The sequence below is a fragment of the Microbacterium sp. I2 genome, assembly GCF_051364985.1.
In the GTDB taxonomy this organism is placed as follows: domain Bacteria; phylum Actinomycetota; class Actinomycetes; order Actinomycetales; family Microbacteriaceae; genus Microbacterium.
In genome coordinates this window covers 79,443-96,295 of sequence record NZ_JBLWIH010000018.1, presented here as the reverse complement: position 1 = coordinate 96,295, position 16,853 = coordinate 79,443, and the positions used below count along the sequence as shown (strand labels likewise).

Genomic DNA, 16,853 nt, shown 5'->3' with positions numbered 1-16,853 from the left:
GTCATCCCTTGATATACGGCTTGCCGGCGGCGGCGGGACCACGGATCTGCCCCGCGAATCCGGCGACGGCGATGATCGTCACGAGGTACGGCAGCATCAGCATGAACTCGCTCGGAATCGGCGTGCGCAGCACCGTGAGCAGGTTCTGCAGGTTGGTCGCGAAACCGAAGAGCAGCGCCGCGAGCGTCGCGCGGATCGGATCCCAGCGGCCGAAGATCACGGCTGCCAGGGCGATGAAGCCGAGACCCGCGGTCATCTCCTTGGTGAACTGACCGACCGAGACGAGGGTGAAGTACGCGCCTCCGATTCCGGCGATCGCGCCGGCCAGCGACACGTTCCAGAAGCGGCTCGAGTTGACCTTGATGCCGACGGTGTCGGCGGCCTGGGGATGCTCGCCCACCGCACGCAGGCGCAGGCCCCAGCGGGTGCGGTACAGTCCCCACGCCACGGCAGCGACCGTGGCGTACATCAGGTAGACGATGAAGGTCTGGTTGAAGAGGACTGGTCCGATGATGGGGATCTCGCCCAGCACCGGGATCTCCCAGCGCGTGAAGCGCACCGGGCGGTTCAGCTCGGCCTCGTTGGGCACGAGCAGCGCGCCGTAGAGGAAGCCGGTGAGCCCCGTCACCAGCACGTTGAGCACGACACCGACGATGACCTGGTCCACGAGGTACTTGATCGAGAACGCCGCAAGCACGAATGCGACGAGCACGCCCCCGGCCATCGCGCCGACCAGGCCGACGAACGGGTTGTGCGTGATGCTGGCCAGCAGGGCGGCGCTGAAGGCGCCGAAGAGGAACTGCCCCTCGATGGCGACGTTGACCACGCCGACCCGCTCGCCGATGACACCGCCGAGGGCGCCGAAGATGAGCGGTACCGAGAGCGACACCGCACCGAACAGCAGGCCGGTCACCGGCACGAGTCCGCCGGCGGCAGCCCAGACGAGGAACGCGAAGACGGCGAGGACGCCGAACACGATCGACAGCCACATGCCGGTGCGCCGGTAGGAATACGCGTCCCAGAACGCCCACACGGTCAGCAGCACCAGCAGCGCGAACACGATCCAGCTCGTCACGGCTGTCGGCACACTGACGTTCGGAAGACCGATGGATGCCGCGGGGTCGCCGAGGCGGAACGTGCTGATGCCGTCACGGGGCACCAGCAGGAAGAGGAGGCCGAGCAGCACCGTGGCGATCGCCAGGGTGATCGGCATCTTGAAGTGGCGGACCTTGACGGTCGCCAGCTGCACAGTGCCGGCAGGCGCGGGAGCTGCGGCAGGAGCGGGAGTCGTCGGCGTGGAGGTCATGCGGCCACCGCCTTCTTCGCGGCCTTGGCTCTGGCCTTCGCGGCCTTCTCGGCGTCGGTCTTGGGGAGGAAGAAGATCGCGCGGATCAGCGGCGGTGCCGCGATGAACAGCACGATCAGGGACTGCACCACGAGCACGATGTCGACGGGGATGTCCTGCGAGGCCTGCATCGTGAACGACCCGGCCTTCAGCGCGCCGAACAGGATGCCGGCGGCGAAGACGCCCCACGCGCGGCTGCGGCCCAGGAGGGCGACCGTGATGGCGTCGAATCCGATACCGGCGTCGATGAGCCCGTCGAAGCCGGTCGTCACCGCGCCCTGGATCTGGTTCATGCCCGCAAGGCCCGCGAGGCCGCCGGCGAAGAGCATCGCGTAGATGTACATGCGCTGCACCGAGATGCCGGCTGCCCGCGCCGCGTGCGGATTCTCGCCGACGGCACGCAGCCGGAAGCCGAGGCTCGAGCGCTCGACCAGCCACCAGACGAACACCGTCGCGCCGATGACGATGAGGAAGCCCCAATCCAGGAGCGGGAAACGCGGGCCCAGCAGATCCGGGAACTGCGCGTTGGCGGGCGTCGCGGCCGAGATCGGCTGGTCGCCGGCGGGGCGCTGCAGGATGCCGGGGGTGCGGACCATCCACGTCACGAGGTAGAACGCGACGTAGTTGAGCATGATCGTCAGAATGACTTCATGGGCGCCGGTGCGGGCCTTCAGCAGGCCGACGATGCCGCCCCAGATCGCACCGCCGGCGATGCCGGCGGCCAGCGTGATCGGCAGCTGCAGGAACATCGGCAGATTCAGGTTGAACGTCAGCAGGCCCGCCACCGCGCACGCGATGAGGATCTGTCCACGTCCGCCGATGTTGAACAGGCCGACGCGGAAGGCCAGCGCGACGCCGAGGCCGGCCGCGATCAGCGGAGCCGCGAACCCCAGAGTGTTCGTGAGGGGACGGATCTGCGTCGCGAAGTCGTTCGCGCGCGGATTGAAGATCGCACCGCGGAACATGGCTTCGTAGCCGCCGTACACGGAGTTCCAGATCGCGATGAAGGTGTCCCCCGGACGCGCGAAGAAGTAACCCGCGGCCTCCTGCACCTCTTCATCCGTGATCGCCATGAGGATGCCCCCGACGATCATCGCCACCACGATCGCGAGGATCGTCGTCACCCAGCTGCTGCGCAGCAGGTCTTTGATGAACACGTTCTGCCGGGGTGCGGCCGGGATGCCGGCCGGGCTCGGCGATCCGGTGAGCGGGCCTGACACGGGGGGCAGCTGCTCGGGCGGCAGTCCCTTCAGCGGGTCGGGGCCGGCGCCGGGTGTCTGATCGCTCACGCGACGACCTCCTCTGGCTTCTCGCCGGCCATCATGAGGCCGAGCAGGTCACGGGGTGCGTTGCCGGGGACGATGCCGATGATCGCGCCTCGGTACATCACGACGATGCGGTCCGCGAGAGCGGCGACCTCGTCGAGCTCGGTGGAGACGACGACGACCGGGATGCCGGCATCCCGTGTCTCGATGATCCGCTTGTGGATGAACTCGATCGAGCCGACATCCACGCCACGGGTGGGCTGCGCCGCGACCAGCAGCTTGAGCGGCCTGCTCATCTCGCGCGCGATGACGACCTTCTGCTGGTTGCCGCCCGACAGAGTGCCGGCGGGGATGCCTGGCCCCTGCGTGCGGATGTCGTACTCCTCGATACGCGCCCGGGCGAACTCCTCGAGCACACCGCGGCGGATCGTCCCGCCCGACACGAACGCCTTGTCGCCGGAGCGGTCGAGGATGAGGTTCTCGGCGACCGAGAAGCCGCCGACGAGGCCGTCCTCGCTACGGTCCTCGGGCACGAAGCCGACGCCTTCGTCGAGGATGCCGCGCACGCTCTTGCCGACCAGTTCGACGCCGTCGAGGCTGATCGATCCGGTGACTCGCTCGGCGAGTCCGACGATCGCCTCGACGAGCTCGGTCTGCCCGTTGCCCTGCACCCCCGCGATGGCGACGACCTCGCCGGGACGCGCCTGGAAGGTGACGTTGTCGACCACCACGGTGCCGTTCGCGGTCACCACGCGCAGGTCCCGCACGTCGAGGCCGCCTTCGGCGACCTTGGGCGCGTCCTTGTGCACCGTGAGCTCGACGGCGCGGCCGACCATGAGCGAGGCGAGCTCGGCGTTCGAGGCGGTCGGAAGCGCCTCGCCCACGACCTTGCCGAGCCGGATCACGGTGATGCGGTCGGCGACGGCACGGACCTCGCGAAGCTTGTGGGTGATGAAGACGATGGAGGTGCCCTCATCGCGCAGCTGGCGCATGATCGCCATGAGCTCGTCGGTCTCTTGCGGGGTGAGCACCGCGGTGGGCTCGTCGAACACGAGCACCTTCGCGTCGCGCGAGAGCGCCTTGATGATCTCGACCCGCTGCTGCACGCCGACAGGGAGATCGCCGACGACGGCATCGGGATCGACCTCGAACCCGAACCTGTCGGCCACGGCACGCACGTGCTCGCGGGCTTTCGCGAGATCGAGCGCGCCGAGCGCCTTGGTGTCCTCGTGACCGAGCATGACGTTCTCGGCCACCGTGAAGACGGGGATGAGCATGAAGTGCTGGTGGACCATCCCGATGCCGGCGGCCATGGCGTCGCCAGGACCCCGGAACCGCTGAACCTCGTCGTTCAGCAGGATCTCGCCCTCATCGGCCTGGTACAGGCCGTAGAGCACGTTCATCAGCGTGGACTTGCCCGCACCGTTCTCGCCCAGCAGGGCGTGGATCTCCCCCGGCTCGACCACCAGATCGATGTGATCGTTCGCGACGAGGGAGCCGAAGCGCTTGGTGATCCCGCGCAGCTCGAGCTTCATATGTGCACCTTATATATCCGTTCACCCGCGGCACCATAGACCCGGTCGGCCGCGGCGCCATCGAATGCAGGGTCGCCCCGCACGGATGCGGCCGGGTGGAGTCCACCCGGCCGCATCGCGGATACCGCCTGCTTACGGCGAGCTGGGCGAAGTCACCTCGAGGTCACCCGAGATGATCTGCTCCTGCAGGGCGGCCAGCTCGTCGAGCAGACCCTCCGGCAGCTCGGCCTCGAACGAGCCGAAGCTCGACAGGCCGACACCCTCGTTCTCGAGCGTGCCGATGTACGGCGCCACGTCGAACTCGCCGGTGGAGGCCTCGAGGGTGGCCTCGTAGACGGCCTCGTCGATGCGCTTCATGATCGACACGAGGACCATGTCGGCGACCGAGGGGTCGGCGACGGCGAGGTCGGAGTCGACGCCGAGCATGACGGCTCCCGAGCCGCCGTCGGTGATCGCGTCACGCGCGCTCTGGTAGATCGGTCCGCCGACGGGCAGGATCACGTCGACGCCCTGGTCGAGGATTCCCTGCATCGCCTGCTTGGCGGTGTCGTTGGCCTGGAAGCCACCGGTCATCGAGCCCTGCTGCGACGCGACGTCCCAGCCGAAGGTCTCGACCGCGGCGCCCTTGTCTTCGTTGTACTTCGCGACACCGTCGACGAAGCCGTCCATGAAGATCGTGACCGGCGGGATCGGGATGCCGCCGACCGTGCCGACCTTGTTCACGCCCGCCTGCGCCGACCATGCGGCCGCGGCGTAGCCGCCGAGGTACGCGGCCTGGACCGTGTCGAACATGAGGGGCTTGATGTTGGGGGCGTCGGTGGTGCCGTCGCCGATGTCGTTGCCTTCGTCGTCCTGGGCGCCGGTGTTGTCGGCCCAGTCGTCGATGATGGCGTAGCTGACCTCGGGGTTGGCGTTGGCCGAGGTGATGGTGTCGGCCGACAGCTTGAAGCCGACCGAGACGATGAACGTGCAGCCCTCGGCGATGAGGTTCTCCAGGTTGGGCGCGTAGTCGTTGGCAGAGCTGGACTCCACCTCGATCATTTCGACGCCCAGTTCATCGGCGGCGCGCTCCATGCCCTCGAGCGCGGACTGGTTGAACGACTTGTCGTTGAAGCCGCCGTCGTCGGACACGAGGCAAGGGGTGAAGCCCTCGACGACGTTGCCGGCGTCGCCGCCGTCGGTCGGGTCCGCCTCAGGGGCGGAGCCGCAGCCCGCGAGGGCGATCAGAAGGCCCGCCGCGGCTGTGACGCCGGCGAGCTTCTTGGTGCGTGAGATGGTCAACTCAGCCTCCACATCCATGACCCCCGAGTCCTTCACGGGGACTGCATCAAGTTACACACTGTGACGCCGCACTTGCATACGCGGCGAACGCCTTCCCGGCAATGGTTACAAAGACGCAATACAGCCGTCATGAGCGGATGCCGCGGCATCCGTCTCCGCTGGCGGTCAGAGGACCTCGCCGCGACCGCTCAGCTTGAGGGCGTCGACCACGCCCTTGACCCGCTGCGCGTGCTCGCTGGTGGTGACCAGGAGCGCGTCCTCGGTGTCGACGACGACGATGTCGCGCACCCCGATGAGGCTGATCACGCGACCGGTCTGACTGATGACGATTCCACTGGCGGCATCCGAGAGGATGCGGGCGTTCGGCCCCAGGATCGCCAGGTCGTTCTTGCGACCGCCGGAGTTGAGCTTCGCGAGGCTCGCGAAATCTCCGACGTCGTCCCAGTCGAAGTGACCGGGGATCACCGCGAGGCGTCCTCGGGCGGCGGCCGGCTCGGCGACGGCGTAGTCGATCGCGATCTTGGTCAACGTCGGCCAGATGCGGTCGACGACCGGACCACGAAGCTCGCGGTCGTCCCACGCCTCGGCGAGGTCCATCAGACCCGCGTAGAGCTGCGGCTCGTTCTCGGCGATCTCACCCAGCAGCACGTCGGCTCGTGAGATGAACATGCCCGCGTTCCACAGGTAGTTGCGGTCGGCGAAGTACTCCTTGGCCGTGCCGAGGTCGGGCTTCTCGACGAAGCTCTCGACCAGGGCGGCCTCGGGCGCGCCGTCGACGACGAGGGCCGAGCCCTTCTTGATGTAGCCGAAGCCGACGGACGGCTCGGACGGCTGGATCCCGATCGTGCAGATGTATCCCTCGCGGGCGGTGGCGACGGCCTGGCGTACCGCCCAGTCGAACAGCTGCGGCACGCGGATGACATGATCGGCGGCGAACGAGCCGATGATGACGTCCGGCTCGCGGCGCACCAGGATCGCGGCGGCCAGTCCGATCGCGGCCGTCGAGTCTCGCGGCTCGGACTCGAGGAACACGTTCTTGTCGGCGATCCCCGGCAGCTCCTTCTCGACCGCCGCTCGATGCGCCCGGCCCGTTACGACCGCGATACGGTCGCGGCCGGCGAGGGGCTCGAGCCGGTCCCACGTGTCGCGCAGCAGCGTCTGACCCGACCCCGTCAGGTCGTGCAGGAATTTGGGTGCGTCAGCACGCGAGAGCGGCCACAGCCGGCTGCCGATGCCGCCCGCGGGGATGACGGCGTAGAAGTCTTCGATCGCGTGGGCCATGCGTCACAGGGTAACCGGCTCTCGCTCACCGGGACCGGGTGAGGTGCCCCTTCGTCGCCGGGTCCCGAATGCGGGAATAGGATGAAACGTACAGGTTCCAATCAGGGAGGACGGCCGTGTCTGCACCAGCGCGCGTCACACCGTCGGTATCCGAGACCACTTCCCGAGTCCCCCGCGGCACCCTGTACCGCGGGAACGAAGGCATGTGGTCGTGGGTACTGCATCGCATCACCGGCATCGCCATCTTCTTCTTCCTCCTCGTGCATGTCCTCGACACCGCACTGATCCGCGTCTCGCCCGAGGCGTACGACGCCGTCATCGGCACGTACAAGAACTGGGTCATGGCGCTCGGCGAAGTCGCTCTGGTCGGCGCGATCGCCTACCACGCGTACAACGGCCTGCGGATCATCGCCGTCGACCTGTGGTCGTGGGCCACCCGCCACCAGCGGCAGCTGTGGTGGGGCGTGCTCGGCCTGTGGGTCGTGACGATGCTCGGGTTCGCTCCCCGCCATCTCATGCTGGCGTTCGCACCGGGAGGCGGTCACTGATGAGCGCGACCATCGCCGACCCCCGTGCACCGCACGCCCCCGTCCGCCGCAAGGGTCCGAACCTCGAGAAGTGGGGCTGGATCTACATGCGGGTCTCGGGCGTGTTCCTTGTGATCCTGATCTTCGGCCACCTCTTCGTGAACCTGATGCTCGGCGAGGGCATCCACGGCATCGACTTCGCCTTCGTCGCCGGCAAGTTCGCTTCGCCGTTCTGGCAGTGGTGGGACGTGCTGATGCTGTGGCTCGCGCTCATCCACGGCGCGAACGGCATGCGCACCATCGTCAACGACTATGTGACGCACGCCACGACCCGCCGTTTGCTGGTGTGGGCGCTGTGGCTGGCTGCAGGGTTCCTGATCGTCCTCGGCACGCTCGTCGTGTTCACGTTCGACCCGTGCCTGGGCCTGAGCGACACCAGCGCCGACTGGCTGCAGGAACTGTGCGCGTAGCGCGGGCGACGACCGACACCTCCCTCCACCGAAAGCACTGAGAGTGACCACGCAGAGCATCGACAGCTACGTCCGAGACGGCGTCCACTACCACCAGTTCGACATCGTCATCGTGGGAGCCGGCGGAGCCGGCATGCGCGCGGCGATCGAAGCGGGCCCGGGGGCGCGGACGGCCGTCATCTCGAAGCTGTACCCGACGCGCTCGCACACCGGCGCGGCGCAGGGAGGCATGGCCGCGGCGCTGGCCAACGTCGAAGAGGACTCGTGGGAGTGGCACACCTTCGACACCGTCAAGGGCGGCGACTACCTCGTCGACCAGGACGCCGCCGAGATCCTCGCGCGCGAGGCGATCGACGCCGTCATCGATCTCGAGAACATGGGCCTGCCGTTCAACCGCACCCCCGAGGGCAAGATCGACCAGCGCCGCTTCGGCGGTCACACCGCCGACCACGGCAAGACCCCGGTGCGTCGCGCGTGCTACGCAGCCGACCGCACAGGCCACATGATCCTGCAGACGCTGTTCCAGAACTGCGTCAAGCTCGGCATCAACTTCTTCAACGAGTTCTATGTGCTCGACCTGATCACCGTGCAGGGCGAGGCTGGCGGCACCGAGATCGCCGGCGTCGTGGCTTACGAACTCGCCACGGGCGACCTGCACGTCTTTCACTCGAAGGCCGTCATCTTCGCCACCGGAGGCTTCGGCAAGATCTTCAAGACGACCTCGAACGCGCACACCCTCACGGGCGACGGCGTCGGGATCATCTGGCGCAAGGGTCTGCCCCTGGAGGACATGGAGTTCTTCCAATTCCACCCGACCGGCCTCGCCGGGCTCGGCATCCTGCTCACCGAAGGCGCGCGGGGTGAGGGCGCGATCCTGCGAAACGCGTCGGGCGAGCGCTTCATGGAGCGCTACGCGCCGACCATCAAGGACCTCGCACCCCGCGACATCGTCAGCCGCTGCATGGTGCAGGAGGTCGCCGAGGGCCGTGGCGCCGGCCCGCACCGGGACTACGTGCTGCTGGACTGCACGCACCTGGGCGCCGAGGTGCTCGAGACCAAGCTCCCCGACATCACCGAGTTCGCCCGCACCTATCTGGGCGTGGACCCGGTCGTCGAGCCGGTGCCGGTCATGCCCACGGCGCACTACGCGATGGGCGGCATCCCGACGAACAATGACGCCCAGGTCCTCAGCAGCAACACCACCGTGGTCCCCGGGCTGTACGCCGCCGGCGAATGCGCGTGCGTGTCGGTGCACGGCTCGAACCGCCTCGGCACCAACTCCCTGCTCGACATCAACGTCTTCGGCAAACGCGCCGGACGCAACGCCGTCGAGTACGTCAAGACCGCCGAGTTCGTGCCGCTTCCGGAAGACCCGGCCGCCGAGGTGCGCGGTCTGATCGAGGGCCTGCGCAACAACCAGGGCACCGAGCGGATCGCGGTGCTGCGCAAGACGCTCCAGGACGAGATGGACCGCAAGGCCCAGGTCTTCCGCACCGAGGAATCGCTCGGCGAGGTGCTCGAGGTGATCTCCGAACTGCGCGAGCGGTTCAAGAACATCCACGTCGACGACAAGGGCAAGCGCTACAACACCGATCTGCTCGAAGCGGTGGAGCTCGGGTTCCTGCTCGACATCGCCGAGGTCGTCGTCGTGACCGCCCGCAACCGCAAAGAGAGCCGCGGCGGCCACATGCGCGACGACTTCCCCCAGCGCGACGACGAGAACTACATGCAGCACACGATGGCGTACCTGTCGGGAGACGCCGGGTCCTCGCATTCGGAAGACCACATCCGGCTCGACTGGAAGCCCGTCGTCTTCACGAAGAACGAGGCCGGCGAGTTGCGTTACCCGCCGTTGGAGAGGAAGTACTGATGGCCACCACCGCCACAGACATCATCGAGCGCACCGACGCCGACGCCGCCGAGCGTGTCGAGGAGGCCTCGAACGACACCGGCATCCAGTCGTTCCTGGTGACCTTCATCATCCGCCGGTTCAACCCCGAGGTCGACGAAGAGCCGCGCTGGGTGGACTACGACGTCGAGCTCTACTCCACCGACCGCGTGCTCGACGCGCTGCACAAGATCAAGTGGGAGGTCGACGGCTCGCTGTCGTTCCGCCGCTCGTGTGCGCACGGCATCTGCGGCTCCGATGCGATGCGCATCAACGGCCGCAACCGGCTGGCGTGCAAGACCCTCATCAAGGATCTCGACATCTCGCAGCCGATCTACGTCGAGGCGATCAAGGGCCTGCCGCTCGAGAAGGACCTCATCGTCGACATGGAGCCGTTCTTCGCCTCCTACCGCGAAGTGCAGCCCTTCCTCATCGCGAATTCGAAGCCCGAGCCGGGCAAGGAGCGCATCCAGTCGATCGTGGACCGCGAGGTCTTCGACGACACCACCAAGTGCATCCTGTGCGCGGCGTGCACCTCGTCGTGCCCGGTGTTCTGGACCGACGGCCAGTACTTCGGTCCGGCAGCCATCGTCAACGCCCACCGGTTCATCTTCGACTCGCGCGACGACGCGGGCGATGTGCGCCTGGACATCCTCAACGACAAGGAGGGCGTGTGGCGGTGCCGCACGACCTTCAACTGCACCGAGGCATGCCCCCGCGGCATCGAGGTGACCAAGGCGATCGCCGAGGTCAAGCAGGCCGTTCTGCGCGGACGGCCCTAGGGCGACCGCGGTGGGCGCGTCGCAACGGAGCGACCGGCCGCAGCACAGTTCCGACAGCGGCGGACGACAGGACGGTGAACGGATGCCGACGGCATCCGTTCCAGTGGGTCTGAGGTCGTCGCGCCTCGCGGTCTCGGCCGCCTACGTCGCCCAGGGCCTCGGCTACGCCGTGGTGGTCACGTCGCTGCCGGCCCTCAAGGCCCGCCAGGACGTCGACGACTCCGTCGTATCGATGCTGGTGCTGGGCGTGGCCCTGGCCGCCGCGGCGGGATCGGTGCTGGCCAATCTCGTCGCCGTGCGCTTCGGCAGCCGGGCGGCACTCGCGCTGGGGCTCGTGATCCAGGCGGTCGCGCTCCCGGTGATCGCGGTGCCGACGCCGTTCGCCGGATTCGCGGCGGCGTTCGCGGTCTTCGGCATCGGGCTCGGCTGCGTCGACGCCGCTGCCGCGATGCAGGGAGTCGCCGTGCAGCGAGCCTATGGGCGGCACCTTCTCGGCGGGTTCTTCGCCGCCGCGACGGCGGCCGCGATCGCCGGAGCGCTGCTGGTCTCACTCGTCGCGGCATCCGCACTCGCGGCCGGTATCGCGCTCACGTGCGCCGCCGCGATCGCACTCGGCGCCGCGATCGTCGTCGCGCGAATCGGGCTGCGCGAGACGCCGGTGGACGAGGCACTGCCGAAGGCGGAGCGGGCACGTCTCCCCCGCGCGGGCATCTGGGTGTTCGGTCTCGTGGTGCTCGCGGTGTTCGTCGCGGACTCCGCGGTGAGCACCTGGAGCACCGTCTATCTGCAGGACGACCTCGCCGCCCTCGCCTGGATGGCCCCGCTGGGCTACGCCGCCTACCAGGCCGTGGTGCTCGTGACCCGCCTCGTGACCGACCGCCTGGTGACGGCGATGGGCCGACGCCGGCTCGTCGCGATCGCGGCGAGCGTCTCGGCCGTCGGATGCGCGATCGTCGCCTTCATCCCGCTGCCGGGTGCTGCGGTGGCCGGATTCGCGCTGGCCGGAGTGTCGGCTGGCGCGCTCGTCCCCGTGACGTTCAGTGCCGCCGGCGAGCTCGATCCGCGCCACAGCGACCAGGTCATCGCGCGCGTGAACCTGTTCAACTACGCCGGGGCGATCCTCGGCGCCGTCGTGGTCGGGCTGCTGGCCGATGCACCCGGCCTCGGGCCCGCGTTCCTGCTTCCCGCGGTCGCGCTGGCAGCCGTGCTCTTCGCGGTGCCGCGCTTCCAGACGAGAACGGATGCCGCGTCCACCCCGTGACGAAGCATCCGTCATCGCTAATCTGACATCGTGAGCGAAAAGGGCCGATCGGGCCGGCACCGGCACGCGCAGGTCCAGGCCGAAGCCGCCCAGCGCGAGGAGGAGTCGCTGCGGGAGCGGTGGGAGGCGACACAGGAGAGCCTGCGCGTACGGTTCGACGAGCCGATCAGCAAGGCCACGGCGATCACGCAGCGCACGCTCGGGTGGTTCCCGGTGCGCGTGTGGCGACGGTTCCTGCAGCGCAACGGCTTCCTCCTCGCGGCAGGGGTCAGCTACCAGGCGCTGTTCGCGACGTTCGCGGGGATCTACGTCGCGTTCGCGATCGCCGGGCTCTGGCTGGGCGGCAGCACGGAGGCGATCGACGGGCTCATCGACCTGATCAACAGCTACATCCCGGGGCTGATCAGCGAGACCGGCCTGTTCACCGAGCAGCAGGTCACAGACATCGCCACGAACAACGCCGGGGTCCTGGGCATCACGGGTGCCATCGCACTCGGAACCTTGATGTGGACCGCGATCGGCTTCGTCACCTTCGCGCGACGTGCCGTGCGCGACATCTTCGGTCTGCCGCCCGACCTTCGCAGCTACTTCATGCTGAAGGCGCGCGACCTCGTCGGCGCCCTGCTGTTCGCGCTGGCGCTGCTGCTCGGATTCGCTGCGACCTCGATCGGGACCTGGGCTCTGCAGTTGGTCTTCGGGCTGTTCGGGTGGAGTGATTCGTCGGGCTGGTTCGGCATGGCGACGCGCATCGGATCCATCCTCATCTCGTTCGTGATCTTCGCCGCCGCCCTGGCCGCGCTGATCCGTTTCCTCACCGGGACGAAGCTGCCGTGGCGGCGCATCTGGCCGGGCGCGCTGCTGGGCGGCGGCGCGATCACGGTCCTCGAGTTCTTCACCGGGTGGCTCTTCGTCTACACGCCCACGAATGCGCTCTTGGCGACCTTCGCGATCTTCGTCGGCATGCTGTTGTGGTTCCGCATCATCGGGATCGTCCTCCTCGTGGCCGCCTCGTGGATCGCCATCTCGGCCGAGGACCAGGACATCCCGCTGCTTCCGCAAAGCGAGGCGGACCGCCTCGCGGCCGAGCATGCCGCCCTGCTGCTGGCAGCGCGCGTGCGCCTGCGCACGGCGCGGGACGCCCGCGACGCTGCCCCATGGTTCCGGATGTGGGAGGCCGACCGTGCGGTGCGAAACGCCGAGCACGAACTGGCGCAGGTGCAGGCATCCGCTCCCCCCGTCCGGAAGAAGGCGGGCAGCCTGTTCGAGTGAGTGTCGGCGGCGCTGGATAGGCTGGCAGGCGTGTCTCGCCGTGTTCGCATCGCCTCTGTCAACGTCAACGGAATCCGCGCGGCGACGCGCAAGGGCATGCTCGAATGGCTCGACGCCGCCGACATCGACGTGATGGCCCTCCAGGAGGTCCGCGCGACCGAGGAAGAGCTGCGCACGGCACTGCCGGGGTGGGAGATCGTCAACGACGAGGCGCTGGCCAAGGGCCGTGCCGGCGTCGCGGTCGCGAGCCGGATGCCATCGGTCGATGTGCGCCGGGTGCTCGGTCCCGAGCCGCTCGACAGCGCCGGCCGGTGGATCGAGGCCGACTTCGACATCGATGGCGAGCGGCTGATCGTCGTCAGTGCCTACGTGCACACCGGCGAGGCGGACACCCCGCGGCAGGACGCGAAGTGGGCGTTCCTCGACGCGATGGAGGCACGCCTGCCGCAGCTGGCCGCCGCGTCGCCGCTCGCCCTCGTGATGGGCGACCTCAACGTCGGGCACCGCGAGCTCGACATCCGCAACTGGAAGGGCAACGTCAAGAAGGCCGGCTTTCTCCCCCGCGAGCGCGCCTATTTCGACCGGTTCTTCGGCCAGGCCGGAACCGAGGTCACCGGTGTCGACGGCTCGGTGGGAACGGGGCTCGGCTGGGTCGACGTCGGCCGGCGCTTCCACGGCGACGTCGACGGACCGTACACCTGGTGGTCGATGCGCGGGCGCGCGTTCGACAACGACTCGGGCTGGCGGATCGACTACCACCTCGCCACTCCGGCGCTGGGCGAGCGCGTGGCGGACTACCGCGTCGTGCGGGCGCCCTCGTGGGACACCCGCTGGAGCGATCACGCCCCGGTCGTTGCGGAATACACCATCGGCAGATAGCGGGGCCCGCGGCGGCGCCGCCCGGGCGCGGGGCGCGCGGTTCGTCCGACACCTCCCCGGAGGCGCAACCGTGTATGGCTAGACTCCGCGAGGGGAAGGCCACAGACGGGGGTTCACTGTGCACGACCGGAAGATGCTCGCGGGCGCGAGCGCGCTCATGGCGATGGCGGCCGCGATGGTTCTCGGCGGGTGCGCTCCTGCGGCCGAACCCGAGCCGACGCTCACCGGATCCATCGATCTGGTGGCCGACGGCGTCGACACGGCCGGATGGACGGTCACGGCGTGGAGCCTCGGATCGGACGGAGCCGAGCCGGGCGCCACCACCACGACCGACGACGACGGCGCCTTCGAACTCGGCGCGGGCGACGCCGTGCTCGTATACCTCGACGCCCGACCGGCCGACTCCGACCGGGCACTACTGGCCGCGGTCGCGACCCCCGACGCGGGCGAGGTCACGCTCAACGAGCGGACGACGGTTGCGGCCGGGTACGGGCTGGCGCAGTTCTACGGCGTCGACGCCCCGTCGGGCGACCCCCGGTGGCTTGTGAACGCGACGAGCATGGCGGCCAATCTCGCCGATCCGGTATCGGGCGACTACGGCGAGGTCCTCACGACATCACCCAACGGCTCCGAGACGAGCACGCTGGCCACATTCACCTCGCTGACCGACATCCTCAGCGCCTGCCTCACCGACGACACGGCCTGCGACGTGCTCTTCGACGCCGGATCCGACGACAGTGAGCCCGAGACCGCCGCCGCCGCGTTCGCGGCGATCGCCCGTGACCCGTCGGCCTCGGCTGCCGCCCTGTTCGACGTCGCTTCCGGCGCGAGCGGCGAGCGCCCCGGACTGTCGGACGTTCCCGCGGCATGGACGCTCGCGCTGCGGTTCGACGGCGACGGAGAGTCGCTCTCGGGGCCGGGCAACTTCACCATCGACCCCGACGGCAACATCTGGATCAACAACAACTACCAGTACAACGCCGACCCGGCAGTGCCGGTGTGCGGCAGCGACCAGGCGTTCGGGTTCGCGCCCGACGGTGAGCTCATCGCCACACTGCAGGGCGGCGGCTTGAGCGGCTCAGGCTTCGGCATCGAATTCGACCGGAGCGGGCGACTGTGGTTCAGCAACTTCGGCTTCGCCGCCGCGGCGCCCGGCTGCCCCGAAGAGGACCAGCCGCCGCACAACAGCATGTCGCTGTTCGACGGCGACACCCCCGTCTCGCCCGACACCGGATTCACCCAGGGCGACCTGAGCTGGCCGCAGGGCATCGAGTTCGACGGCGACGGCAACCTGTGGATCGCCAACTGCGGCAACGACTCGGTCGCCGTCTACCCGGAGGGCGATCCCGACCAGGCGCGCAACCTCGGTTCGTTCGGGCTCGAGGCACCCTTCGCGATCGTCGACAACGGGCAGAACGTCTTCGTCACCGGCACGGTCAACAGCGCGGTCGCTGTGCTCGAACGCGATGGGACGCCCGCGTCGTTCTCGCCGCTGACCGGGGCGTTCGACCGGCCGATGGGCATCGCCGCCGACGCGGCGGGCAACGTGTGGGTGGCCAATTCCGGCGGCATCACGTTGCCGTGCCCCGACCGCACGGCCGAGGGCCGCGGTACGCCGTCGGTCACGATGATCGCGCCGGACGGCACCGTCTCCACGCCCTACACCGGCGGCGGCGTCACACTCCCCTGGGGCATCGCGACAGACGGCGACGGCAACGTGTGGGTCGCCGACTTCAGCGAGCAGCGTGTCGCCGCATTCTGCGGAGCGGATGCCGCGACCTGCCCGCGAGGGCTGGTCACGGGTGAGGCGATCTCGCCCGACGACACCGGTTACGCCTTCGACGGGCTCGCCCGCAGCACCGGAATCGCGGTGGATCCGTCCGGTAACGTGTGGGTCACGAACAACTGGCTCACCGACGCGGAGCAGACCAACCCCGGCGGTCACCAGATCGTCGCCTTCGTCGGTGCGGCGGCGCCGGTTCCGGTTCAGCCGTTCGAGTAGGAGGGCGTCCGCGCGGTTGCGTCACTCGCCGAGCGCGACCAGGACGTTGCCGCGCTTGCGGCCGGTATCGACGTACTCGTGGGCATCGCGGATGGCGTCCAGCTCGTACACGCGATCGATGACGGGGCGGATGACACCGGTCGCGGCGAGCTCGGCGAGGCGTGCGAGCTGCGCACCCGTGGGGGCAGTGACATCCTGGATCCGCCGGATGCCGCCGCGCGTGGGTCGCAGCTTGGACCCGAGCATCCCCGCGAGATCGGCGATCACGAGCAACAGCACCCCACCCGGCCGGAGCACGCGCACGGACCGCGCGTGGGGCGCATTGCCCACGCACTCGACGACCGCGTCGTACTCGGCGCCGCCCGCCGCGAAGTCCTCGCGCGCGTAGTCGATCACGCGGTCGGCCCCGAGGTCGCGGGCCAGCCCGGCGTTGCCCGCGCTGGTGACCGCCGTCACCGTCGCCCCGCGAAGCTTCGCCAGCTGCACGGCAGCGGACCCCACCGCGCCTGACGCCCCGTTGACCAGCACACGTTGCCCCGGCCCGATGCCGCCGGCCTCGAGGAACGCGTCCGCCGTCGAAAAGCCGAACGGCACGGCCGCCGCGTCGAGGAACGAGACGCCGTCGGGGATCCTCGCCACCGCCCCGTCCGCCGCGATCGTCGCGAATTCCGCGTGACACCCGAAGCCCGCGCCCCGCAGGAGCAGCACCCGGCCGCCCCGCGCGAACCTCGTCACTCCTACGCCGACCTGTACGACGGTTCCGGCGGCGTCCATGCCCAGCACGGGGTGCCGCGGCCGCGTCATGCCGAGCGCGAACATCGTGGGGATCCGCAGCCCGCGAGGCACGTCCCGCGCCCGCACCCGGTGGTCGGCGATGCTGACGCTCGCGGCGTGCACCCGAACCAGGATCTCGCCGTCGCGCGGCTCGGGACGGGGCATCCGTTCCACCGCCACGACGTCCGGACCGCCGAAGCGGTGGACGACGGCAGCACGCATGGTGGTGGGAACGTGCGCGTCGGCCGGAGTGTGACCGGCATCGCGCGCGTTGTCGTGGTCGATGCTGCTCAT

14 protein-coding genes are annotated in these 16,853 nt (G+C 69.1%); 8 read left to right on the top strand and 6 right to left on the bottom strand.

The genetic code is table 11. The features are described 5' to 3' along the window. Position 1 precedes the first annotated feature (1 nt). The 5 genes from ACLKM7_RS13635 to ACLKM7_RS13615 all read right to left on the bottom strand — a co-directional run bounded on the left by ACLKM7_RS13635 (position 2) and on the right by ACLKM7_RS13615 (position 6,707). Entirely contained in the window at positions 2-1,306 is a 1,305-nt protein-coding gene (locus tag ACLKM7_RS13635; protein ID WP_436447701.1) for an ABC transporter permease, read from the bottom strand. Further along, positions 1,303-2,634, bottom strand: coding sequence for an ABC transporter permease (locus ACLKM7_RS13630; protein WP_436447700.1), 1,332 nt, complete (start codon positions 2,632-2,634; stop codon positions 1,303-1,305). The genes ACLKM7_RS13635 and ACLKM7_RS13630 overlap by 4 nt, the downstream gene beginning before the upstream one ends. After that, the gene (locus ACLKM7_RS13625) at positions 2,631-4,145 is read right to left on the bottom strand and encodes an ABC transporter ATP-binding protein (protein ID WP_436447699.1); all 1,515 of its coding nucleotides are present in this window, start codon (positions 4,143-4,145) and stop codon (positions 2,631-2,633) included. The genes ACLKM7_RS13630 and ACLKM7_RS13625 overlap by 4 nt, the downstream gene beginning before the upstream one ends. Before the next feature lie 132 nt (positions 4,146-4,277). Continuing rightward, the gene (locus tag ACLKM7_RS13620; protein ID WP_436447719.1) at positions 4,278-5,426 is read right to left on the bottom strand and encodes a BMP family lipoprotein; all 1,149 of its coding nucleotides are present in this window, start codon (positions 5,424-5,426) and stop codon (positions 4,278-4,280) included. Positions 5,427-5,591: 165 nt separating this feature from the next. Further along, positions 5,592-6,707, bottom strand: coding sequence for a mannose-1-phosphate guanylyltransferase (locus ACLKM7_RS13615; RefSeq protein ID WP_436447698.1), 1,116 nt, complete (start codon positions 6,705-6,707; stop codon positions 5,592-5,594). Between the two features lie 116 nt (positions 6,708-6,823). Between ACLKM7_RS13615 and sdhC the strand changes: the two genes are divergently transcribed. From sdhC to ACLKM7_RS13575, 8 genes are all read left to right on the top strand, one after another. After that, positions 6,824-7,255: a succinate dehydrogenase, cytochrome b556 subunit gene (sdhC, locus tag ACLKM7_RS13610; RefSeq protein ID WP_168912458.1), complete on the top strand. Its 432-nt coding sequence runs from the start codon at positions 6,824-6,826 to the stop codon at positions 7,253-7,255. Next, positions 7,255-7,704, top strand: coding sequence for a succinate dehydrogenase hydrophobic membrane anchor subunit (locus ACLKM7_RS13605; RefSeq protein WP_436447697.1), 450 nt, complete (start codon positions 7,255-7,257; stop codon positions 7,702-7,704). Before sdhC ends, ACLKM7_RS13605 begins: the two co-directional genes overlap by 1 nt. Positions 7,705-7,747: 43 nt before the next feature. Then, positions 7,748-9,574 carry a succinate dehydrogenase flavoprotein subunit gene (gene sdhA, locus ACLKM7_RS13600; protein ID WP_436447696.1) on the top strand — a complete coding sequence of 609 codons (1,827 nt, stop codon included), beginning with the start codon at positions 7,748-7,750 and terminating at the stop codon, positions 9,572-9,574. Beyond that, positions 9,574-10,374 (top strand): succinate dehydrogenase iron-sulfur subunit, encoded by an 801-nt coding sequence (locus ACLKM7_RS13595; RefSeq protein WP_436447695.1) that lies wholly within the window; start codon positions 9,574-9,576, stop codon positions 10,372-10,374. The genes sdhA and ACLKM7_RS13595 overlap by 1 nt, the downstream gene beginning before the upstream one ends. 82 nt (positions 10,375-10,456) lie before the next feature. Further along, positions 10,457-11,635: an MFS transporter gene (locus tag ACLKM7_RS13590; protein WP_436447694.1), complete on the top strand. Its 1,179-nt coding sequence runs from the start codon at positions 10,457-10,459 to the stop codon at positions 11,633-11,635. 30 nt (positions 11,636-11,665) lie between these two features. Continuing rightward, positions 11,666-12,904, top strand: coding sequence for a YihY/virulence factor BrkB family protein (locus ACLKM7_RS13585; protein WP_436447693.1), 1,239 nt, complete (start codon positions 11,666-11,668; stop codon positions 12,902-12,904). A 30-nt stretch (positions 12,905-12,934) separates the two neighbouring features. Continuing rightward, positions 12,935-13,783: an exodeoxyribonuclease III gene (locus ACLKM7_RS13580; protein WP_436447692.1), complete on the top strand. Its 849-nt coding sequence runs from the start codon at positions 12,935-12,937 to the stop codon at positions 13,781-13,783. Between the two features lie 118 nt (positions 13,784-13,901). Then, positions 13,902-15,785, top strand: coding sequence for an NHL repeat-containing protein (locus tag ACLKM7_RS13575; protein ID WP_436447691.1), 1,884 nt, complete (start codon positions 13,902-13,904; stop codon positions 15,783-15,785). Between the two features lie 21 nt (positions 15,786-15,806). Here the strand turns inward: ACLKM7_RS13575 and ACLKM7_RS13570 are convergent, their stop codons facing one another. Next, positions 15,807-16,853 (bottom strand): NAD(P)-dependent alcohol dehydrogenase, encoded by a 1,047-nt coding sequence (locus tag ACLKM7_RS13570; RefSeq protein ID WP_436447690.1) that lies wholly within the window; start codon positions 16,851-16,853, stop codon positions 15,807-15,809.

Bases quoted from the DNA above. Each gene is read 5' to 3' on its own strand.
- ACLKM7_RS13635 (WP_436447701.1), bottom strand. From the start codon at position 1,306: ATGACCTCCACGCCGACGACTCCCGCTCCTGCCGCAGCTCCCGCGCCT.
- ACLKM7_RS13625 (WP_436447699.1), bottom strand. From the start codon at position 4,145: ATGAAGCTCGAGCTGCGCGGGATCACCAAGCGCTTCGGCTCCCTCGTC.
- ACLKM7_RS13615 (WP_436447698.1), bottom strand. From the start codon at position 6,707: ATGGCCCACGCGATCGAAGACTTCTACGCCGTCATCCCCGCGGGCGGC.
- ACLKM7_RS13605 (WP_436447697.1), top strand. From the start codon at position 7,255: ATGAGCGCGACCATCGCCGACCCCCGTGCACCGCACGCCCCCGTCCGC.
- ACLKM7_RS13595 (WP_436447695.1), top strand. From the start codon at position 9,574: ATGGCCACCACCGCCACAGACATCATCGAGCGCACCGACGCCGACGCC.
- ACLKM7_RS13590 (WP_436447694.1), top strand. From the start codon at position 10,457: ATGCCGACGGCATCCGTTCCAGTGGGTCTGAGGTCGTCGCGCCTCGCG.
- ACLKM7_RS13570 (WP_436447690.1), bottom strand. From the start codon at position 16,853: ATGAGCAGCATCGACCACGACAACGCGCGCGATGCCGGTCACACTCCG.